The sequence below is a fragment of the Streptomyces sp. NPDC051822 genome (assembly GCF_044452745.1).
In the GTDB taxonomy this organism is placed as follows: Bacteria; Actinomycetota; Actinomycetes; order Streptomycetales; family Streptomycetaceae; genus Streptomyces.
Genome location: NZ_JBITBZ010000002.1, coordinates 686443 through 704442 on the forward strand (window position 1 = coordinate 686443; position 18000 = coordinate 704442).

General features: G+C 70.5%; 15 protein-coding genes. 9 read left to right on the forward strand and 6 right to left on the reverse strand.

Annotation, left to right across the window (positions count from 1 at the left end; translation table 11 throughout):
* The first annotated feature begins 1 nt into the window (after nucleotide 1).
* The gene (locus ACIA8N_RS08965) at nucleotides 2-1963 is read left to right on the forward strand and encodes a kelch motif-containing protein (RefSeq protein ID WP_365786306.1); all 1962 of its coding nucleotides are present in this window, start codon (nucleotides 2-4) and stop codon (nucleotides 1961-1963) included.
* Between the two features lie 10 nt (nucleotides 1964-1973).
* Here ACIA8N_RS08965 and ACIA8N_RS08970 read toward each other — a convergent pair whose 3' ends face one another.
* The gene (locus ACIA8N_RS08970) at nucleotides 1974-2990 is read right to left on the reverse strand and encodes a glycoside hydrolase family 6 protein (RefSeq protein WP_365786308.1); all 1017 of its coding nucleotides are present in this window, start codon (nucleotides 2988-2990) and stop codon (nucleotides 1974-1976) included.
* Nucleotides 2991-3197: 207 nt separating this feature from the next.
* Here ACIA8N_RS08970 and ACIA8N_RS08975 point away from each other — a divergent pair, with 207 nt between their 5' ends.
* The 3 genes from ACIA8N_RS08975 to ACIA8N_RS08985 all read left to right on the forward strand — a co-directional run bounded on the left by ACIA8N_RS08975 (nucleotide 3198) and on the right by ACIA8N_RS08985 (nucleotide 5925).
* Nucleotides 3198-3707 (forward strand): MarR family transcriptional regulator, encoded by a 510-nt coding sequence (locus ACIA8N_RS08975; protein WP_030210505.1) that lies wholly within the window; start codon nucleotides 3198-3200, stop codon nucleotides 3705-3707.
* Nucleotides 3708-3819: 112 nt separating this feature from the next.
* Complete coding sequence (locus ACIA8N_RS08980; protein ID WP_030210502.1) at nucleotides 3820-4152, forward strand: DUF3817 domain-containing protein; 333 nt, start codon at nucleotides 3820-3822, stop codon at nucleotides 4150-4152.
* Between the two features lie 72 nt (nucleotides 4153-4224).
* A complete protein-coding gene (locus tag ACIA8N_RS08985) occupies nucleotides 4225-5925 on the forward strand; it encodes a methylmalonyl-CoA mutase family protein (RefSeq protein WP_365786311.1) in 1701 nt (566 codons plus the stop codon).
* Between the two features lie 78 nt (nucleotides 5926-6003).
* Here ACIA8N_RS08985 and ACIA8N_RS08990 read toward each other — a convergent pair whose 3' ends face one another.
* Together ACIA8N_RS08990 and ACIA8N_RS08995 are read right to left on the reverse strand one after the other, a co-directional pair.
* Entirely contained in the window at nucleotides 6004-6414 is a 411-nt protein-coding gene (locus ACIA8N_RS08990) for a PPOX class F420-dependent oxidoreductase (RefSeq protein WP_365786313.1), read from the reverse strand.
* 34 nt (nucleotides 6415-6448) lie between these two features.
* Nucleotides 6449-7081: a TetR/AcrR family transcriptional regulator gene (locus tag ACIA8N_RS08995; RefSeq protein ID WP_365786315.1), complete on the reverse strand. Its 633-nt coding sequence runs from the start codon at nucleotides 7079-7081 to the stop codon at nucleotides 6449-6451.
* Nucleotides 7082-7379: 298 nt separating this feature from the next.
* Between ACIA8N_RS08995 and ACIA8N_RS09000 the strand changes: the two genes are divergently transcribed.
* From ACIA8N_RS09000 to ACIA8N_RS09015, 4 genes are all read left to right on the forward strand, one after another.
* Entirely contained in the window at nucleotides 7380-8351 is a 972-nt protein-coding gene (locus tag ACIA8N_RS09000) for a tetratricopeptide repeat protein (RefSeq protein WP_365786317.1), read from the forward strand.
* Nucleotides 8352-8911: 560 nt separating this feature from the next.
* Nucleotides 8912-9604: a DUF6230 family protein gene (locus ACIA8N_RS09005; RefSeq protein ID WP_365786319.1), complete on the forward strand. Its 693-nt coding sequence runs from the start codon at nucleotides 8912-8914 to the stop codon at nucleotides 9602-9604.
* A gap of 109 nt (nucleotides 9605-9713) precedes the next feature.
* A complete protein-coding gene (locus ACIA8N_RS09010) occupies nucleotides 9714-10262 on the forward strand; it encodes a DUF6114 domain-containing protein (RefSeq protein ID WP_365786321.1) in 549 nt (182 codons plus the stop codon).
* Complete coding sequence (locus ACIA8N_RS09015; protein ID WP_399415992.1) at nucleotides 10252-11535, forward strand: hypothetical protein; 1284 nt, start codon at nucleotides 10252-10254, stop codon at nucleotides 11533-11535. Before ACIA8N_RS09010 ends, ACIA8N_RS09015 begins: the two co-directional genes overlap by 11 nt.
* 82 nt (nucleotides 11536-11617) lie before the next feature.
* Here ACIA8N_RS09015 and pyk read toward each other — a convergent pair whose 3' ends face one another.
* The 3 genes from pyk to pta all read right to left on the reverse strand — a co-directional run bounded on the left by pyk (nucleotide 11618) and on the right by pta (nucleotide 16438).
* Entirely contained in the window at nucleotides 11618-13048 is a 1431-nt protein-coding gene (pyk, locus tag ACIA8N_RS09020) for a pyruvate kinase (protein ID WP_365786324.1), read from the reverse strand.
* Nucleotides 13049-13130: 82 nt separating this feature from the next.
* On the reverse strand, nucleotides 13131-14354 hold the full coding sequence (locus ACIA8N_RS09025; RefSeq protein ID WP_365786326.1) for an acetate kinase: 1224 nt from the start codon (nucleotides 14352-14354) through the stop codon (nucleotides 13131-13133).
* Nucleotides 14351-16438, reverse strand: a complete 2088-nt coding sequence (gene pta / locus ACIA8N_RS09030) for a phosphate acetyltransferase (protein WP_365786328.1) — start codon at nucleotides 16436-16438, stop codon at nucleotides 14351-14353. Before pta ends, ACIA8N_RS09025 begins: the two co-directional genes overlap by 4 nt.
* Before the next feature lie 378 nt (nucleotides 16439-16816).
* On the opposite strand from pta, the gene ACIA8N_RS09035 reads away from it, so the two are divergent.
* A complete protein-coding gene (locus ACIA8N_RS09035) occupies nucleotides 16817-17842 on the forward strand; it encodes an ATP-dependent 6-phosphofructokinase (RefSeq protein WP_365786330.1) in 1026 nt (341 codons plus the stop codon).
* Nucleotides 17843-18000 lie beyond the last annotated feature (158 nt).

Sequence of the window (18000 nt, forward strand, 5' to 3'; positions counted from 1 at the left end):
CATGGCCTACCGGCCGTCCAAGAAGTTCAAGAAGACCCTGCTCGGCAGCGGCGCGGTCCTGGTCCTCGCCGCGCTCAACGCCCCCGCCGCGGTCTCCTTCGCCGAGGAGAAATACCACGCGTACAAGATCGCCCAGCCCGGATACAAGCGGGCCTTCGGCTCCTGGGCGCCGGTGAACGTCCCCTCCCCGTACAGCGTCAACGCCATCCACGCGGCCCTCCTGCACACCGGCAAGGTGCTGCTCATCGCCGGCTCGGGCAACAGCCAGAAGAACTTCGACGCCGGCACCTTCACGACCGTCCTGTGGGACCCGGTGAAGAACACCTTCAAGAAGATCCCCACTCCCGAGGACTTCTTCTGCGCCGGCCACACCCAGCTGCCCGACGGCCGGCTGCTCGTCGCCGGCGGCACCGCCCGGTACGAGATCCTCAACGGCGAGGTCAAGAAGGCCGGCGGCGGCATGCGGGTCAAGAACGAGAGCCCCGACAAGGCGGTCACCCTCAAGAAGGGCACCGTCTTCCGCTCCCCTTCCGGCGTCGAGTACGTCTCCAAGTTCGACGTGACCGTCCCCAAGGCCAAGCGCGAGTTCGAGATCTCGTACTTCAAGAGCGGCCAGATGAAGCCGTGGAAGACGAAGGTCACCGCCGCCGAGGTGCGCGTGTTCGTCGAGGCCCGCAAGGAGGGCCCGCAGGCCCTCACCACCGAGGCCGCCCAGTACGAGGTCGTCGGCCTCAAGGGCGACGCGGCCGACGACGTCTACGGTCTCGCGCAGAAGCTCACCACCGAGAAGCAGGACTTCCAGGGCATCAAGAGCGCCTACGAGTTCGACCCGAAGGCCGAGAAGTACATCCCGGTCGCCCCCATGAAGGACGCCCGCTGGTACCCCACCCTCGTCACCCTGGAGGACGGCAAGGTCCTCGCCGTCTCCGGGCTCAACGACGTCGGCGACGTCGTCCCCGGCGACAACGAGATCTACGACCCCGAGACCAAGAAGTGGTCCAAGGGCCCCTTCCGGTACTTCCCCACCTACCCCTCCCTCTTCCTCACCAAGGGCGGCAAGCTCCTCTACAGCGGCTCCAACGCCGGCTACGGACCCGCCGAGAAGGGCCGCGAACCGGGCCTGTGGGACCTGAAGAAGAACTCCTTCACCAAGCTCGGCGGGCTCACCGACCCCGACCAGCTGGAGACCTCCGCCTCCCTGCTGCTGCCGCCCGTCCAGAACCAGAAGGTCATGGTCCTCGGCGGCGGCGGCGTCGGCGAGTCGTCCAAGTCCACCGCCCGCACCTCCATCATCGACCTCTCCAAGGAGAGCCCCGTCTTCACCGACGGGCCGGCGCTCCCGCAGGGCACCCGCTACCTCAGCAGCGTCCTGCTGCCCGACGACACCGTCTTCACGACCGGCGGCTCCGAGGACTACCGGGGCCGCAGCGGCAGCGACATCCTCAAGGCGCAGTTCTACGACCCGAAGGCCAACGCCTTCGCCGAGGCCGCCGAACCCACCGTCGGCCGCAACTACCACTCCGAGGCACTGCTGCTGCCCGACGGCCGGGTCGCCACCTTCGGCTCCGACCCGCTCTTCGACGACAAGGACAACACCCGGCTCGGCACCTTCGAGCAGCGCATCGAGGTCTTCACCCCGCCCTACCTCCACAAGGCGGGCGACGACCGGCCCGTCCTCGGCGAGGGCTCACGGGAACTCGACCAGAACGGCCGCGCCACCTTCAAGACCAAGGACGCCGGCCGGATCGCGAAGGCCCGGCTGATGCGGCCCAGCGCCGTCACCCACACCACGGACGTCGAACAGCGCTCGGTGGCGCTCGGCCTGACGAAGAGCCGCGACGGGATGACCGTCACCGTCGACGTACCGCAGGACCGGACCCTCGTCCCGCCCGGCTGGTACATGCTCTTCGTCACCGACGACAAGGGCATCCCGTCCGAGGCGAAGTGGATCCAGGTGAACTGAGCGTGGTCGGCTAGGACTTCGCCCTGCGCGCCAGGCCCAGGGCGTAGTCCGGCCACCAGGTCCCGGCCGCCGGGCCACCCCTGCACTGGCCGTCCGAGTCGCCCGGCCGCTTGATCCACAGATACGCGTCGACCAGCTCGTCCCCGGTCCGGTCCGTCGGGGGTACGCCGAGGGCCCGGCCCGGCGGATTGCACCAGGCCTCCGCCCGGTCGCCCGGGAGGGGGCCGTCGCCGTTGCGGCTGGTGTCCACCGTGAAGTGGGTGCCGCCGAGCAGCCCGGAGAGCGTCGCGCCGAAGCTCCGTACCGAGTCGTTCGTCTGGAAGTTGGAGACGTTCAGCGAGAAGCCGTCCGCGCGGGCGACCCCCGCCCGGCGCAGCGGCTCCACCAGCTTGCCCGGATCGTCGATCCAGGCCGGGTTGCCCGCGTCCAGATACACCCGGGTGCGCGGCTGCCGCTTGAGCCGTTCGATCGCCCCGGCGAGCAGCTCGTACCGCTCGTCGTGGTACTGCGCGGGGGTGCAGCCGTCCACGATGTGCGGCACCGCGTCCGGCTCCAGGACGACGATCGCCGAGGTCTCCCCGAGCGCGGTCGCGAAGGAGTCGATCCAGTTCCGGTAGGCCTGCGCGTCGTGCGAGCCGCCCGCCGAGTACATCCCGCAGTCGCGGTGCGGGATGTTGTACGCGACGAAGACGGCCGTACGGTTCTCCGCCGCCGCTCCCCGCACCGCCCGCGTGACGTCCGGCACGGGATCGTCTCCGTCCGGCCAGTCCGCCACCGGCCGCTCCGCGATCCGCTTCAGGACCTCGGCGTCCTCGGTCCTGCCCTGCGCCTCGTACTGGCGGACCTGCTTCGCAGCGTCGCTCTCCGGGTCGACCCAGAACGGCGAGCCGCTCGCCGGGGCCACGGTCTCACCGCGCGAGGACGGCGGGCCGACGGGACCCTTCGGGGGCGCGTCCTCGCCGCAGCCGGTCAGGAGCAGCGCGGAGAGCAGGGTCAGGGCGACGGCGGTGACGGTGCGGCGGGACATCCGGCCCCCAGGGTCGGGTACGAGACGGTACGAAACCGTGTCTTATGCAGCATTCCGGGCCATCGTGGCATGAGGGCAGGTCCGCGCCGGGCTGCGACACCGCGATCCGGGACCCACGGCACCCGCCGGTCGTACGCGGTCGCCGGAGCGCCGACCGAAAGGCGAGACGGGGCTGACCGGCATATGGCCAGTCGGTAAGGTCGACGGGTGCCGAAGCCGCTCAGTCTCCCCTTCGACCCCATCGCCCGAGCCGACGAACTCTGGCAGAAGCGCTGGGGCCCGGTCCCCTCGATGGCCGCGATCACCTCGATCATGCGCGCCCACCAGATCCTGCTCGCGGAGGTCGACGCCGTCGTCAAGCCGTACGGGCTGACCTTCGCGCGCTACGAGGCCCTGGTGCTGCTCACCTTCTCGAAGGCGGGCGAGCTGCCGATGTCGAAGATCGGCGAGCGGCTGATGGTCCACCCCACCTCGGTGACGAACACGGTGGACCGCCTCGTGAAGTCCGGCCTGGTGGCCAAGCGCCCCAACCCCAACGACGGCCGGGGCACCCTCGCCACCATCACGGAGAAGGGTCGCGAGGTGGTCGAGGCCGCGACCCGCGACCTGATGGAGATGGAGTTCGGGCTCGGGGCGTACGACGCGGAGGAGTGTGCGGAGATCTTCGCGATGCTGCGGCCGCTGCGGGTCGCGGCGCACGATTTCGACGAGTCCTGACCCGCGCGTCTCCCGGGTCCTGGCCCGCGTCCGTACCGGGTCCCGACCGGCGTCCGTACCGAGTCCCGACCCGCGCGAAGATCGCCCGGATCGTGCGGTTACGCTCGACGGCATGAAATCCAGCGTGCTGACCCGCTACCGCGTCATGGCGTACATCACCGCCGTCATGCTCCTCGTGCTCTGCACGTGCATGGTCTTCAAGTACGGGTTCGACATGGGCGAGGACGTGACCTTCGCGGTCTCCCAGGCCCACGGCGTTCTCTACATCATCTACCTCGTCTTCGCCTTCGACCTGGGCTCCAAGGCGCGCTGGCCGTTCGGCAAGCTGCTCTGGGTGCTGCTGTCCGGGACGATTCCCTTCGCCGCGTTCTTCGTCGAGCGCAAGATCGTCGCCGAGACGCTTCCGCTGGTCAGCGGCGCGCAGCCGCAGCCGGCCAAGGCCTGACCCCCTGCCTCCGCACGTATGTGCGGAGGTTTGCCATCGACATTTACTAGGACGTCCTAGTAAATTCGAAGCATGGACGCTGACGCGATCGAGGAAGGCCGCCGACGCTGGCAGGCCCGTTACGACAAGGCCCGCAAGCGGGACGCCGACTTCACCACGCTCTCCGGTGACGACGTCGAGCCCGTCTACGGGCCCCGGCCCGGCGACACCTACGAGGGGTTCGAGCGCATCGGCTGGCCCGGCGAGTACCCCTTCACCCGGGGACTCCACGCGACCGGCTACCGGGGCCGGACCTGGACCATCCGGCAGTTCGCCGGCTTCGGCAACGCCGAGCAGACCAACGAGCGCTACAAGATGATCCTGGAGGCCGGCGGCGGCGGCCTCTCCGTCGCCTTCGACATGCCGACCCTCATGGGCCGCGACTCCGACGACCCCCGCTCCCTCGGCGAGGTCGGCCACTGCGGAGTCGCCATCGACTCCGCCGCCGACATGGAGGTCCTCTTCAAGGACATCCCGCTCGGCGACGTCACGACCTCCATGACGATCTCCGGGCCCGCCGTCCCGGTCTTCTGCATGTACCTGGTCGCCGCCGAGCGCCAGGGCGTCGACCCGGCCCTGCTCAACGGCACGCTGCAGACCGACATCTTCAAGGAGTACATCGCGCAGAAGGAGTGGCTCTTCGAGCCCGAGCCCCATCTGCGTCTCATCGGCGACCTCATGGAGCACTGCGCGCAGGGCATCCCCGCGTACAAGCCGCTCTCCGTCTCCGGCTACCACATCCGCGAGGCCGGAGCGACGGCCGCGCAGGAGCTCGCGTACACCCTCGCCGACGGCTTCGGCTACGTCGAGCTCGGCCTCAGCCGCGGCCTCGACGTGGACGTCTTCGCCCCCGGCCTCTCGTTCTTCTTCGACGCCCACCTCGACTTCTTCGAGGAGATCGCCAAGTTCCGCGCCGCCCGCCGCATCTGGGCGCGCTGGATGAAGGAGGTCTACGGCGCCAAGACCGACAAGGCGCAGTGGCTCCGCTTCCACACCCAGACCGCCGGCGTCTCCCTCACCGCCCAGCAGCCGTACAACAACGTCGTACGCACCGCCGTCGAGGCCCTCTCCGCCGTCCTCGGCGGCACCAACTCCCTCCACACCAACGCCCTCGACGAGACCCTCGCGCTCCCCAGCGCGCAGGCCGCCGAGATCGCGCTGCGCACCCAGCAGGTGCTGATGGAGGAGACCGGCGTCGCCAACGTCGCCGACCCGCTGGGCGGCTCCTGGTACGTCGAGCAGCTCACCGACCGCATCGAGGCCGACGCCGAGAAGATCTTCGACCAGATCAAGGAGCGCGGCCGCCGCGCCCACCCGGACGGGCAGCACCCGATCGGCCCGATCACCTCCGGCATCCTGCGCGGCATCGAGGACGGCTGGTTCACCGGCGAGATCGCCGAGTCCGCCTTCCAGTACCAGCGGTCCCTGGAGAAGGGCGACAAGCGGGTCGTCGGCGTCAACGTCCACCACGGCTCGGTCACCGGCGACCTGGAGATCCTGCGGGTCAGCCACGAGGTCGAGCGGGACCAGGTGCAGACCCTCGGCGAGCGCAGGGAGCGCCGGGACGACGCCAGGGTCCGCGCCTCGATCGACGCGATGCTGAAGGCCGCCCGCGACGGCTCGAACATGATCGTCCCGATGCTGGAGGCCGTACGGGCCGAGGCCACGCTCGGCGAGATCTGCGACGCGCTGCGCGACGAGTGGGGCGTCTACACGGAACCCCCGGGCTTCTGACCGACACGCCTGATTCGGAAGGGGCGGTACGGGACTCCCGTACCGCCCCTGTCGTACGCGGACGGACCGCGAGGTGACTTACTTCGTGGCCGTGCCCACGATCTTCGTCGGGGTGATCCGGACGGTCACCCGGACCTCCTCCGGCGGCAGGTCCAGGTACTCCTGGCCGGCGCCCTCGCCCTCGTAGCTCTCCGCGAGCGCCACGGCCAGCGCGCGGCCGGTGTCCTCGGTGACCGTCGCCGTACCCCGTATCTCCGCGTAGACGTCCGCATCGTGGCGGTCGTGGACGGTGAGGCTGACCCGGGCGTCGGCCCGGATGTTCTTGATCTTGCGACGGCCCTCCTGGCTGGAGATCAGCACGTCGTCGCCGTCGCGGCCCACCCACACGACCGAGGTCTGCGGGGAGCCGTCGGGCTGGATCGTGGCCAGCACGGCCGGGTTGGTGTCGTCGAGCAGTGCCCGGACGGGGTCCGGCAGATGAATGATCATGGCCGTCACCGTAGGGGGTCCCGGCCGACGGCGCTCAGCCGAGAGCCGCCACCGCTCCCAGGCCGCCCACCAGGAGGGCGGAGAGGCGGGCCACCCATGCCTCGTCGACCGGTTCGGCGCTGACCAGGGCGCGATGGACGACCGCGCCCGCGATGACGTCGAAGATCAGGTCGTCCGTGGCGTCCACGGCGTCCGGATCGCGGTCCGCGGGGAGTTCGCCGCGCTGCTGCGCCCGCCGCCGGCCCGTCAGGACGAGCCGCTTCTGGCGGTCGACGATCGAAATGCGGATGCGCTCGCGCAGCGGCGCGTCCCGGGTCGACTCGGCGACCACCGCCATCAGGGCCGTCTTGGTCTCGGGGCGTTCGAGGAGGGCCGCGAACTGCAGGACGACGTGCTCGATGTCGGCCTGGAGGGAACCCAGGTCGGGCAGTTCGAGTTCATCGAAGAGGACGGCGACGGCGTCCACGACGAGTTCGTTCTTGTTGGCCCAGCGGCGGTACAGGGTCGTCTTCGCCACCCCCGCGCGGCCGGCGACGTCCCCCATCGTGAGCTTGGACCAGCCCAGCTCCACCAGGGCCGCGCGGGTCGCCTCCAGGATGGCCGCGTCGGCCTCGGTGGAGCGGGGACGCCCGGTACGGCTGCTGCGGGGGTTGGTGCGGCTACACATGGACGTCGACCATACCCGCCGGTAGGTACGACGCCAGAGGCGCGTGATGTGAGGCAGTTCACCGGCCCGATCGCTTCCGCGCCCTCCCCGCGGATCCCCCGGGAGAGTTACGCTACGACCTGTAGCGAAAGGCTTTGAGCGGCCCGAGCGACAACCTGGCGCCGGGTGGGGACCCGGCGCGAAACCGAAGACGAAGAACCGTGTCGCCCCATGTCTCGCACACCGGCGGGAGACGTGCGGACGGCACGGTTCAGCCATGGCTTACCGGTTACGTGCGCGGAAGGGGGAGGATGTACGCATGCAGCCCCGAAACATGTCCATGAGCGGCGTCGTCGACCTCGCCGCGGTGAAGGCGGCCGGAGAGGCCAAGGCGAAGGCGGAGCAGGCGCGCGCCGAAGCCGCCCGGCAGGGTGGCTCCGCCGCGGTGCCCCCGTCCGCCCTGGTGATCGACGTCGACGAGGCCGGCTTCGAGCGCGATGTGCTCCAGCGTTCCGCCGAGGTCCCGGTCGTCCTCGACTTCTGGGCCGAGTGGTGTGAGCCCTGCAAGCAGCTCGGCCCCCTCCTGGAGCGGCTCGCCGTCGAGTACAACGGCCGCTTCCTGCTCGCGAAGATCGACGTCGACGCCAACCAGATGCTGATGCAGCAGTTCGGCATCCAGGGAATTCCGGCCGTTTTCGCGGTGGTCGCCGGTCAGGCGCTGCCGCTCTTCCAGGGCGCCGTGCCCGAGGCCCAGATCCGCGAGACCCTCGACCAGCTGATCCAGATCGGCGAGGAGCGCTTCGGCCTCACCGGCATCGCCGTCGACGCGGGCGCGTCCGAGGGCGGTCCCGCGGTCGAGCGTCAGGTCGTCGGCCCGTACGACGCCCTCCTCGAAGCGGCCCTGTCCGCGCTCGACGCGGGTGACCTGGCCGGCGCGGTCCAGGCGTACAAGAACGTGCTCGCCGACGACCCGGCCCACCCCGAGGCGAAGCTCGGCCTGGCCCAGGCCGAACTCCTCGCCCGGGTGCAGGACCTGGACCCGGGTGCCGTCCGCAAGAACGCCGCGGAGAACCCGGCCGACGTGACCGCGCAGATCGCCGCCGCCGACCTCGATCTGGTGGGCGGTCATGTGCAGGACGCCTTCGGGCGCCTCGTGGAGACCGTGCGGCGTACGGTCGGCGAGGACCGGGACGCGGCGCGGCTGCGGCTCCTGGAACTGTTCGAGGTGATTGGCGCCGAGGACCCGCGGGTCACGGCGGGCCGTCAGGCGCTGGCCCGCGTGCTGTTCTGACGATTTGGCAACAGGGTGACAAATGGCGGCCGCGCTTTACCAAAACTTGGTAATCGCGGCCGCTGTTACTTGCAGTAAGTCGAACGCGGCCTTCTGTCTGGATTCATGCGGCGATCTGCCGATATTCCCGGTCGCGCGGACGTACCCTGTGTGGCCGTCCGGCGCCGCCCCGCCATGGCGCGGTTATCCACCCGTTACTAGCCGGTAACGAACCCCCTTGTGCCCGGGCCCGGAATGGACCACGATCGGCGACGCTCGGTCCGAACCGCACGTCCCCGGCAATCAACCGGGAACCGCGGCGAAGGTCCCCACCGGGCGGACCGGTGCACGCACCGGTCGTGGACAGGGGGGTTCCCGCTCTCACCGAACGGGGCCTGTCCATCAGGCCGCGCGCCGAAGCGCGGTCCAGGTTGTCGCTCGGGGGTGATCGCCGGTGATTCGGACGCGCGTCGCGCCGCCTGATGCCTCGGCGCTCTCCTTCCCGAGGACGTAGCTCTTCTCCCATCCCAGGGCGGGCCCCGGCCCCTCCGGAGATGTACGTCCGAGAAGGAGGAATTCTCATGAAGTCCCAGGTTCGTGGCGGGACCCGATGGAAGCGGTTCGCCGTCGTCATGGTCCCGAGCGTGGCCGCGACGGCCGCGATCGGCGTCGGCCTGGCCCAGGGCGCGCTGGCCGCGTCCTTCAGCATCTCCGGCCAGGAGTTCAAGGTTAAGGCGAAGCAGCTCGAGGGCTACGACTTCGTCCAGTACGGCAGCTATGTCAACGGCAAGAACCTCAAGGGTGAGGACTTCGCCGCGCCGGTCGCCGTCTCGGGCTTCTCCGAGGCGTACATCACCAGCATGTGCCAGTCCGTCGTGACCCCTCACGTGCCGCTCATCGGCACCGTCTCCCTTCAGCTGACGGCCGGTACCGAGGCCGAGAAGACCGGCAAGAAGGAAGACAAGGTCTACGCGAAGGACATCTACCTGGATGTCTCGGACCTGAAGTCGGACGCCGAGTTCAAGAAGATCGACATCGGTGTCGCGGCCGGGAACCTCAACACGGGACCTGACGGCAAGCCGATCGAGGGCAAGCCCGGCATTCAGCCCGGCACCGCCGGCAAGGCGAACCCGTTCGGCTTCTCGCAGCGTGCCGAGGAGGCAGTGCTGTCGAACGTGGAGCAGAAGGCGTGGGCGACCACCGCCGCCACCTTCAAGCTTCCCGACCTGAAGCTGTCGCTGCACCGGGGCACCAAGGAGTGCTTCGCGGGCTAGTGGCCCGTCCGGCGGGCGCGGGCCGTCGCGCACGGCCCCGCCCGCACGGCTCGACCCCATCCTTCTGAGCAACATTTCACAGCAAGACCGCTTCCAGGGAGCTGTTTCCATGAGCGCCGAGTCCACTGCTTCCCGCGGAGCCCAGATCCGGCAGCGTTTCCGCACCTGGCGGGGCGACCGTCCCTTCTGGGCGGGGCTGTTCACCATGCTGGGCGGCGTACCGATCGCCTACCTCCCGTACGGCGACATGCGGCTCGGGAACATCACCCTTGCCATGGCGACGACCGCCGGGGCCGGCGCCCTGATCATCGGCGTCCTGCTCATCACACTCGGTCTGACGATGTGGTTCCAGCCCATCGTCAGAGTGTTCGCGGGCGTCGCGGCGATCGTCCTGGCACTCGTCTCCCTCCCGGTGTCGAACTTCGGTGGCCTCGTCATCGGGTTCCTGCTCTCCCTCATCGGCGGCGCCATGTCCGCCTCGTGGGCCCCCGCGCCCCCGATCGAGGAGACCTTCGACGCAGAGCACGACGGTCAGCCGGAGTCAACCGGCGAAACCGAGGCCGTCGTGGCGACCGGTGTCCCGGAGCAGCGCGAGGCCGAGCAGCAGATGACCGAAACGACGATCGACGCCAACGGCGGGAGGAACAGTGCGGGGTGACGAGACTCAGTCGGCGCTCGCGAAAGGTGGCCCGCGGCACGCGGCCCCGCGCAAGTCGCTGCTGAACATGATCCAGGGCCCCGCCGGCAAGGCGATGGCGCTCGCCGCCATGCCGACCGCGGTGTTCGTGGGCATGGGCCTCACGCCCAAGCTCGCCCTCGCCGACGAGGGGGACCTCCCCTTCGCACCCGGCCCCTGCGTGACCCGCTCGGACGAGCCGGTGACCGAGGAGCCGACGAAGCCCGCCGAGACGGCGAAGCCGACCCCGTCCGCGACTCCTTCGGCGACCGCGTCGGCCACGCCGGGCGCCACCGCGACCCCGGACGCCACCGCCACGCCGACGCCGACCGCGACGGAGACCGGGCAGGCGACGACCCAGCAGACCCAGGAGCAGGCGAAGGCCACCGCCGCGCCGACCGCGACGCCGACGGCCACGCCCACCCCGACGAAGTCCGTGAACCCGCTGGACCCGCTGGGCGTGGGCGACGCGCTCAGGGACCTCTTCGACGGCCCGGACCCGGAGCCGACGGCGACGCCGACGACGGCGGCCCCGACGGCGGCCCCCACCACCACGGCTCCCACGACCGCGGCTCCCGCCCGGAAGGCGACGACCGCCGAGCCGGAGGCGACCGCCGACACGGCCGCCGACCAGGCCGCCGAGGACACGAAGGCCGCGATCGAGAAGGCCGCCGAGAAGGCGGGTCTCCCGGTCGAGGAACTGCCCGAGAGCGCCAAGGGCCTCGACGCCAAGAAGGACGAGGACATACCCGACGGCGCGAAGCCCCGCTTCCCGTGCCCCGAGCGCGACGACGCGGCGCTCGCGGCGGCCGAACTGGAGCCGGGGATCCCGCTGCTCCCGGACGAGCCGTGGCGCCTTGAGAGCACGAAGCTCAGCCTCAGCGGCCTGAAGTACCACGGCATCGTCGAGGTGAAGACCTACAGCGGCAAGATCAAGAAGGTGCTGAAGTTCACCGCGACCGAGGTGGGCATCAGGGACCTGCACCAGCTGACGGAGCACTCCGAGGGGTACACGGGCCACGTCCGCTCCGCGCAGGGCAAGACGTCGACCATCACCGAGGGCACGGTGACGATGTACACGGAGGAGCTGAAGGGCAACCTCCTCGGCCTGATCCCGATCACCTTCAGCGCGGAGTCCCCGCCGCCGCTCGACCTCCCCGAGGTCTTCTTCACCCACGTGAAGCTCAAGCAGGCCGGTCAGTTCGGCGGCACCCTCAGGGTTCCGGGCCTCCGCAACACGATCGAGCCCAGCTGACCCCCGTACCACTCCGGGAGCCGCACAAGGGGAAGCCCCCGTCCATCGGACGGGGGCTTCGCCGTGCGTCAGGCGCGCGCGATCAGACGCGCTCGCTGCCGCCCAGGTGGTGGACCCGGACCATGTTCGTGGTGCCGGGGACGCCGGGGGGCGAGCCGGCGGTGATGATCATGGTGTCGCCCTCGTTGTGGCGCTGGAGCTTCAGGAGCTCGGCGTCCACGAGGTCGACCATCGCGTCCGTGGTCTCCACGAACGGGACGAGGAAGGACTCCACGCCCCAGCTCAGGGTGAGCTGGTTGCGGGTGTTCTCGTCGGTCGTGAAGGCGAGGATCGGCTGCTGCGTCCGGTAGCGGGACAGGCGGCGGGCGGTGTCGCCGGACTGCGTGAAGGCGATCAGCGCCTTGCCGCCGAGGAAGTCGGCGATCTCGCAGGCCGCGCGGGCGACGGAGCCGCCCTGGGTGCGCGGCTTCTTGCCCGGGACCAGGGGCTGCAGGCCCTTGGAGAGCAGCTCCTCCTCGGCCGCGGCGACGATCTTCGACATCGTCTTCACGGTCTCGATCGGGTACGCGCCGACCGAGGACTCGGCGGACAGCATGACCGCGTCCGCGCCGTCCAGGATCGCGTTGGCGACGTCGCTCGCCTCGGCGCGGGTCGGCCGCGCGTTGGTGATCATCGACTCCATCATCTGGGTGGCGACGATGACCGGCTTGGCGTTGCGGCGGCAGAGCTCCACGAGGCGCTTCTGCACCATCGGGACCTTCTCCAGCGGGTACTCGACGGCGAGGTCGCCGCGGGCCACCATGACCGCGTCGAAGGCCGCGACGACGGCCTCCATGTTCTCGACGGCCTGCGGCTTCTCGACCTTGGCGATGACGGGGACCCGGCGGCCCTCCTCGTCCATCACCTTGTGGACGTCCTTGACGTCGTTGGCGTCGCGGACGAAGGAGAGCGCGACCATGTCGCAGCCCATGCGGAGCGCGAAGCGGAGGTCGTCGACGTCCTTCTCCGACAGGGCGGGGACGTTGACGGCCGCGCCGGGCAGGTTGATGCCCTTGTGGTCGGAGATGACACCGCCCTCGACGACGATGGTCTTGACCCGGGAGCCCACGACCTCGACGACCCGCAGCTCGACGTTGCCGTCGTTGATGAGGACCTGGTCGCCCTTGGAGACGTCGCCGGGCAGACCCTTGTAGGTGGTGCCGCAGATCGACTTGTCGCCGGGGACGTCGTCGGTGGTGATGGTGAACTCGTCACCGCGCACCAGCTCGACCGGTCCCTCGGCGAAGGTCTCGAGGCGGATCTTGGGACCCTGGAGGTCGGCGAGGACGCCGACGGCGTGCCCGGTGTCCGCGGAGACCTGTCGGACGCGGTCGTACCGCTCCTGGTGCTCTGCCTGGGATCCGTGGCTGAAGTTGAATCGGGCCACGTTCATGCCGGCCTCGATGAGAGCCTTCAGCTGCTCATACGAGTCGACGGCGGGGCCCAGCGTGCAGACGATTTTGGAACGGCGCATGAGGCGGATCCTATCGGTTTGTTTCACTGCGGAATATTCCGACTGGCGGAAAGTACAAATGGGCGCGAGGCCGCTCAGGCGTTCACTCGTTCGAGCCCGCGGTGCTCTGAACGAGCGCGTGACTCTGGCGCGCGATCTCCAGCTCCTCGTCCGTCGGCACCACGGCCACCGCCACCCGCGCGTAGACCGGCGAGATCACCCGGGCCTCGTCGGAACGCACGGAGTTGAGGTCCGCGTCCACCGCGAGCCCCAGCTCCTCCAGGCCCGCGATGGCAGCCTCCCGCACCGGGGCCGCGTTCTCACCGACCCCCGCCGTGAACGCCACCGCGTCCACCCGGCCGAGCACCGCGTAGTACGCCCCGATGTACTTCTTCAGCCGGTGGACGTAGATGTCGAAGGCGAGCGCCGCACGCTCGTCGCCCTCGTCGATCCGGCGCCTGATCTCCCGCATGTCGTTGTCGCCGCACAGCCCGACGAGGCCGGACTTCTTGTTCAGCAGGACGTCGACCTCGTCCTCGTCCATGCCCGCCACCCGCTTCAGGTGGAAGGTGACCGCCGGGTCGATGTCGCCCGAGCGGGTGCCCATGACCAGGCCCTCCAGCGGGGTCAGGCCCATCGAGGTGTCCACGCACCGGCCGCCCCGCACGGCCGAGGCGGAGGCGCCGTTGCCCAGGTGCAGCACGATCACGTTCACCTCCTCCGGCTCCTTGCCGAGCAGCCTCGCCGTCTCGCGCGAGACGTACGCGTGCGAGGTGCCGTGGAAGCCGTACCGCCGGATCCGGTGCGCGTCCGCGGTCTCCACGTCGATCGCGTACCGTGCCGCCGACTCCGGCATCGTCGTGTGGAACGCCGTGTCGAAGACCGCCACCTGCGGCAGGTCGGGCCGCATCGCCATCGCCGTACGGATGCCGACGAGGTTCGCCGGATTGTGCAGCGGCGCCACCGGCACCAGCCGTTCGATCTCCGCGAGCACCTCGTCGTCGATCACGGTCGGCGCGGTGAACCGCAGCCCGCCGTGCACCACCCGGTGGCCGATCGCCGCCAGCTCGGGCGAGTCCAGACCGAGACCGTCCGCCGCCAGCTCCGCGGCGACCGCCTTCAGGGCGGCCGCGTGGTCGGCGATCGGGCCGGTCGTCTCGCGCTTCGCGCCGCCCTGCGGCGGGGTGTGCACGAGCCGCGAGGACTCCTCGCCGATGCGCTCCACGAGCCCCTGGGCGAGACGGCTGTCGTCGCGCATGTCGAGCAGCTGGTACTTCACCGAGGAGGACCCGGAGTTGAGGACGAGCACACGGGTGGGGGTGGTCATGCCGGGAACTCCTGGGTCTGGGTCTGGGACTGGATCGCCGTGATGGCGACCGTGTTGACGATGTCGCTGACGAGCGCGCCGCGCGAGAGGTCGTTCACGGGCTTGCGCAGCCCCTGGAGCACCGGGCCGACGGCCACGGCGCCGGCCGAACGCTGCACGGCCTTGTACGTGTTGTTGCCGGTGTTGAGGTCAGGGAAGATCAGGACGGACGCCTGCCCCGCCACCTCCGAGTCCGGCAGCTTCGTCGCCGCGACCGAGGGCTCCACGGCCGCGTCGTACTGGATCGGACCCTCGATCCGCAGCTCCGGACGCGCCTCGCGCACCAGCTTGGTCGCCTCCCGCACCTTGTCGACGTCCGCGCCCGAACCCGAGGTGCCGGTGGAGTACGAGAGCATCGCGATCCGCGGCTCCACGCCGAAACGGGCGGCGGTGGCCGCCGACTGGACGGCGATGTCCGCGAGCTGCTCGGCGTTCGGGTCCGGATTGACCGCGCAGTCGCCGTACACGAGGACCTTGTCGGCGAGGCACATGAAGAACACCGAGGAGACGATCGAGGCGTCCGGCTTGGTCTTGATGATCTCGAAGGCCGGACGGATCGTCGCCGCCGTCGAGTGCACCGAGCCCGACACCATGCCGTCGGCCAGGCCCTCCTGGACCATCAGCGTGCCGAAGTAGTTGACGTCGGAGACGACGTCGTACGCCAGCTCCACGGTGACGCCCTTGTGGGCGCGCAGCGCCGCGTACTTCTCCGCGAACGAGTCCCGCAGCTCCGAGGTCTGCGGGTCGATCAGCTGCGTACCGCGCAGGTCCACGCTCAGGTCGGCTGCCTTCTTGCGGATGGTCTCGACGTCGCCGAGCAGCGTCAGGTCGCAGACGTCACGCCGCAGCAGCACGTCGGCGGCGCGCAGCACCCGCTCCTCGGTGCCCTCGGGGAGCACCACCCGGCGCCGGTCGGCGCGGGCCTGCTCGATCAGCTCGTGCTCGAACATCATCGGGGTGACCCGGCCGCTGCGCGCGACCGAGACCCGCTTCAGCAGGTCGGCCGTGTCCACGTGCCGCTCGAAGAGGCCGAGGGCCGTCTCCGCCTTGCGCGGGGTGGCCGCGTTCAGCTTGCCTTCGAGGGCGAAGAGCTCGGTGGCGGTCGGGAAGCTGTTGCCCGGTACGGAGATGACCGGGGTGCCCGGCGCGAGGCGGGCCGCCAGGGTCAGGATCTCCTTGCGAGGCCGCTCGTCGAGGGTGAGCAGCACCCCCGCGATCGGCGGGGTGCCGGCCGAGTGCGCGGCCATCGCGCCGACGACGAGGTCGGCCCGGTCCCCGGGGGTGACGACCAGACAGCCGGGGGTCAGCGCGTTGAGGAAGTTCGGCAGCATGGCGCCGCCGAAGACGAAGTCGAGGGCGTCGCGCGCGAGGCCCGCGTCGTCGCCGAGGACGACGGAGGCGCCGAGCGCGTGGGTGATCTGGGCGACGGTGGGCGCGGCCAGCGCCGGCTCGTCCGGCAGGACGTAGCAGGGCACCGGAAGCCGGGCGGTGAGCCGCTCGGCGAGGGCGTCCCGGTCCTCGCCCGCCACCCGGTTGACGATCACCGCGAGCACGTCGCAGCCGAGTCCGTCGTACGCCCGGAACGCGTTGCGGGTCTCGGCCCGTACGGACTCCGCCGGCTGGCCCTTGCCGCCGACGACGGGGATGACGGAGGCGCCGAACTCGTTGGCGAGCCGTGCGTTGAGCGCCAGCTCGTCGGGGAGCTGGGTGGCCGCGAAGTCGGTGCCGAGGACGAGGACGACCTCGTACTCGCGGGCGACGGCGTGGAAGCGGTCGACGAGCTGCGAGACCAGCTCGTCGGTGCCCCGCTCGGCCTGGAGCGCGGAGGCCTCGTGGTAGTCCATGCCGTAGACCGTCGAGGCGTCCTGCGAGAGCCGGTAGCGGGCCCGCAGCAGGTCGAAGAGCCGGTCGGGACCGTCGTGCACCAGCGGCCGGAACACCCCCACCCGGTCCACCTGGCGGGTGAGGAGTTCCATGACTCCCAGCTCGACGACCTGGCGGCCGTCACCGCGGTCGATCCCGGTCACGTACACGCTGCGCGTCACGCCGTGGTCTCCTGTCCAGTCCTGCGGAACTCGGGGTCTGCCTCAGTCCACCGCCGGCCGGTCCCTCGCCGGTCCGTGGCCGGTCCCTGGCCGGTCCCCGGCCGGTCAGCCGCCGGTCGGTCCCCTGCCGGTGTCCTCCGCTGCCCGTCAATCCACTGCCCTCAAAAAGCCCCGATAGGGCGGCATTACCCCCTTGACAATACCCCCGCCGATAGTTAGGTCGCCCGCCGGACAAAGGGCCCGGAAGCCCGGGACGAAAGGCCTCCGCGGGCCCGCCGGAGGGACGCGCGGAACAGCGGCGAGCGCGCCCCTCAGGCCCGGCGTGTGAGAATCGCTATGGCTCACCACGGACCGCGACCGAGCAGGAGACACAGCACGATGCGCATCGGAGTTCTCACCGCAGGCGGAGACTGCCCCGGCCTGAACGCAGTGATCCGGTCGGTCGTGCACCGGGCGCTCACCGGTCACGGCGACGAAGTCATCGGCTTCGAGGACGGGTTCAAGGGCCTCCTCGACGGCCACTACCGCCCCCTCGACCTGAACGCCGTCAGCGGCATCCTGGCCCGCGGCGGCACCATCCTCGGCTCGGCCCGCCTGGAGCGGAACCGGCTGGCCGAGGCCGCCGAGTCCGCCCCCGACCTCGCCCGCGAGTACGGCATCGACGTCCTCATCCCCATCGGCGGCGAAGGCACCCTGACCGCCGCCCGGATGCTCTCCGACGCCGGCATGCCCGTCGTCGGAGTCCCGAAGACGATCGACAACGACATCTCCTCCACGGACCGCACCTTCGGCTTCGACACCGCCGTCGGCGTCGCCACCGAGGCCATGGACCGCCTGAAGACCACCGCCGAGTCCCACCAGCGGGTGATGGTCGTCGAGGTGATGGGCCGCCACGCCGGCTGGATCGCCCTGGAGTCCGGCATGGCCGGCGGCGCGCACGGCATCTGCCTGCCCGAGCGGCCCTTCCAGATCGACGACCTCGTCAAGATGGTCGAGGAGCGCTTCGCCCGCGGCAAGAAGTTCGCCGTCATCTGCGTCGCCGAGGGCGCCCATCCGGCCGAGGGCTCGATGGACTACAAGAAGGGCGAGATCGACCAGTTCGGTCACGAGCGCTTCCAGGGCATCGGCAACCAGCTCGCCGTCGAGCTGGAGCGGCGCCTCGGCAAGGAGGCCCGCCCGGTCATCCTCGGCCACGTCCAGCGCGGCGGCACGCCGACCGCGTACGACCGGGTGCTCGCCACCCGCTTCGGCTGGCACGCGGTGGAGGCCGCGCACCGCGGCGATTTCGGCCGCATGACGGCGCTGCGCGGCACGGGCGTCGAGATGGTGCCGCTCGCCGAGGCCGTCACCCAGCTCAAGACGGTCCCCGCGGACCGCATGCGCGAGGCGGAGTCCGTCTTCTGACACCGGCCGAAGTGGCCCCGACCGTCCCCCCGTGGACGGTCGGGGCCACTTCGCCGTTTCCGGCATCCCCCGGAAATGCCGGATTCCACTCTTGAGCCGGAGCGCGGGATCAACAAGGGTGGGGGCCTGTCCCGGACATGTCCCAACCCTGTCCGGGG

What these genes read in the sequence shown, in the direction of transcription:
- ACIA8N_RS08980 (WP_030210502.1), top strand. Translation starts at nt 3,820, where the DNA reads ATGAAATCCAGCGTGCTGACCCGCTACCGCGTCATGGCGTACATCACC.
- ACIA8N_RS09010 (WP_365786321.1), top strand. Translation starts at nt 9,714, where the DNA reads ATGAGCGCCGAGTCCACTGCTTCCCGCGGAGCCCAGATCCGGCAGCGT.
- ACIA8N_RS08995 (WP_365786315.1), bottom strand. Translation starts at nt 7,081, where the DNA reads ATGTGTAGCCGCACCAACCCCCGCAGCAGCCGTACCGGGCGTCCCCGC.
- ACIA8N_RS09025 (WP_365786326.1), bottom strand. Translation starts at nt 14,354, where the DNA reads ATGACCACCCCCACCCGTGTGCTCGTCCTCAACTCCGGGTCCTCCTCG.
- ACIA8N_RS08990 (WP_365786313.1), bottom strand. Translation starts at nt 6,414, where the DNA reads ATGATCATTCATCTGCCGGACCCCGTCCGGGCACTGCTCGACGACACC.
- ACIA8N_RS09035 (WP_365786330.1), top strand. Translation starts at nt 16,817, where the DNA reads ATGCGCATCGGAGTTCTCACCGCAGGCGGAGACTGCCCCGGCCTGAAC.
- ACIA8N_RS08985 (WP_365786311.1), top strand. Translation starts at nt 4,225, where the DNA reads ATGGACGCTGACGCGATCGAGGAAGGCCGCCGACGCTGGCAGGCCCGT.
- pyk (WP_365786324.1), bottom strand. Translation starts at nt 13,048, where the DNA reads ATGCGCCGTTCCAAAATCGTCTGCACGCTGGGCCCCGCCGTCGACTCG.
- ACIA8N_RS09005 (WP_365786319.1), top strand. Translation starts at nt 8,912, where the DNA reads ATGAAGTCCCAGGTTCGTGGCGGGACCCGATGGAAGCGGTTCGCCGTC.
- ACIA8N_RS08965 (WP_365786306.1), top strand. Translation starts at nt 2, where the DNA reads ATGGCCTACCGGCCGTCCAAGAAGTTCAAGAAGACCCTGCTCGGCAGC.
- ACIA8N_RS09000 (WP_365786317.1), top strand. Translation starts at nt 7,380, where the DNA reads ATGCAGCCCCGAAACATGTCCATGAGCGGCGTCGTCGACCTCGCCGCG.
- ACIA8N_RS08970 (WP_365786308.1), bottom strand. Translation starts at nt 2,990, where the DNA reads ATGTCCCGCCGCACCGTCACCGCCGTCGCCCTGACCCTGCTCTCCGCG.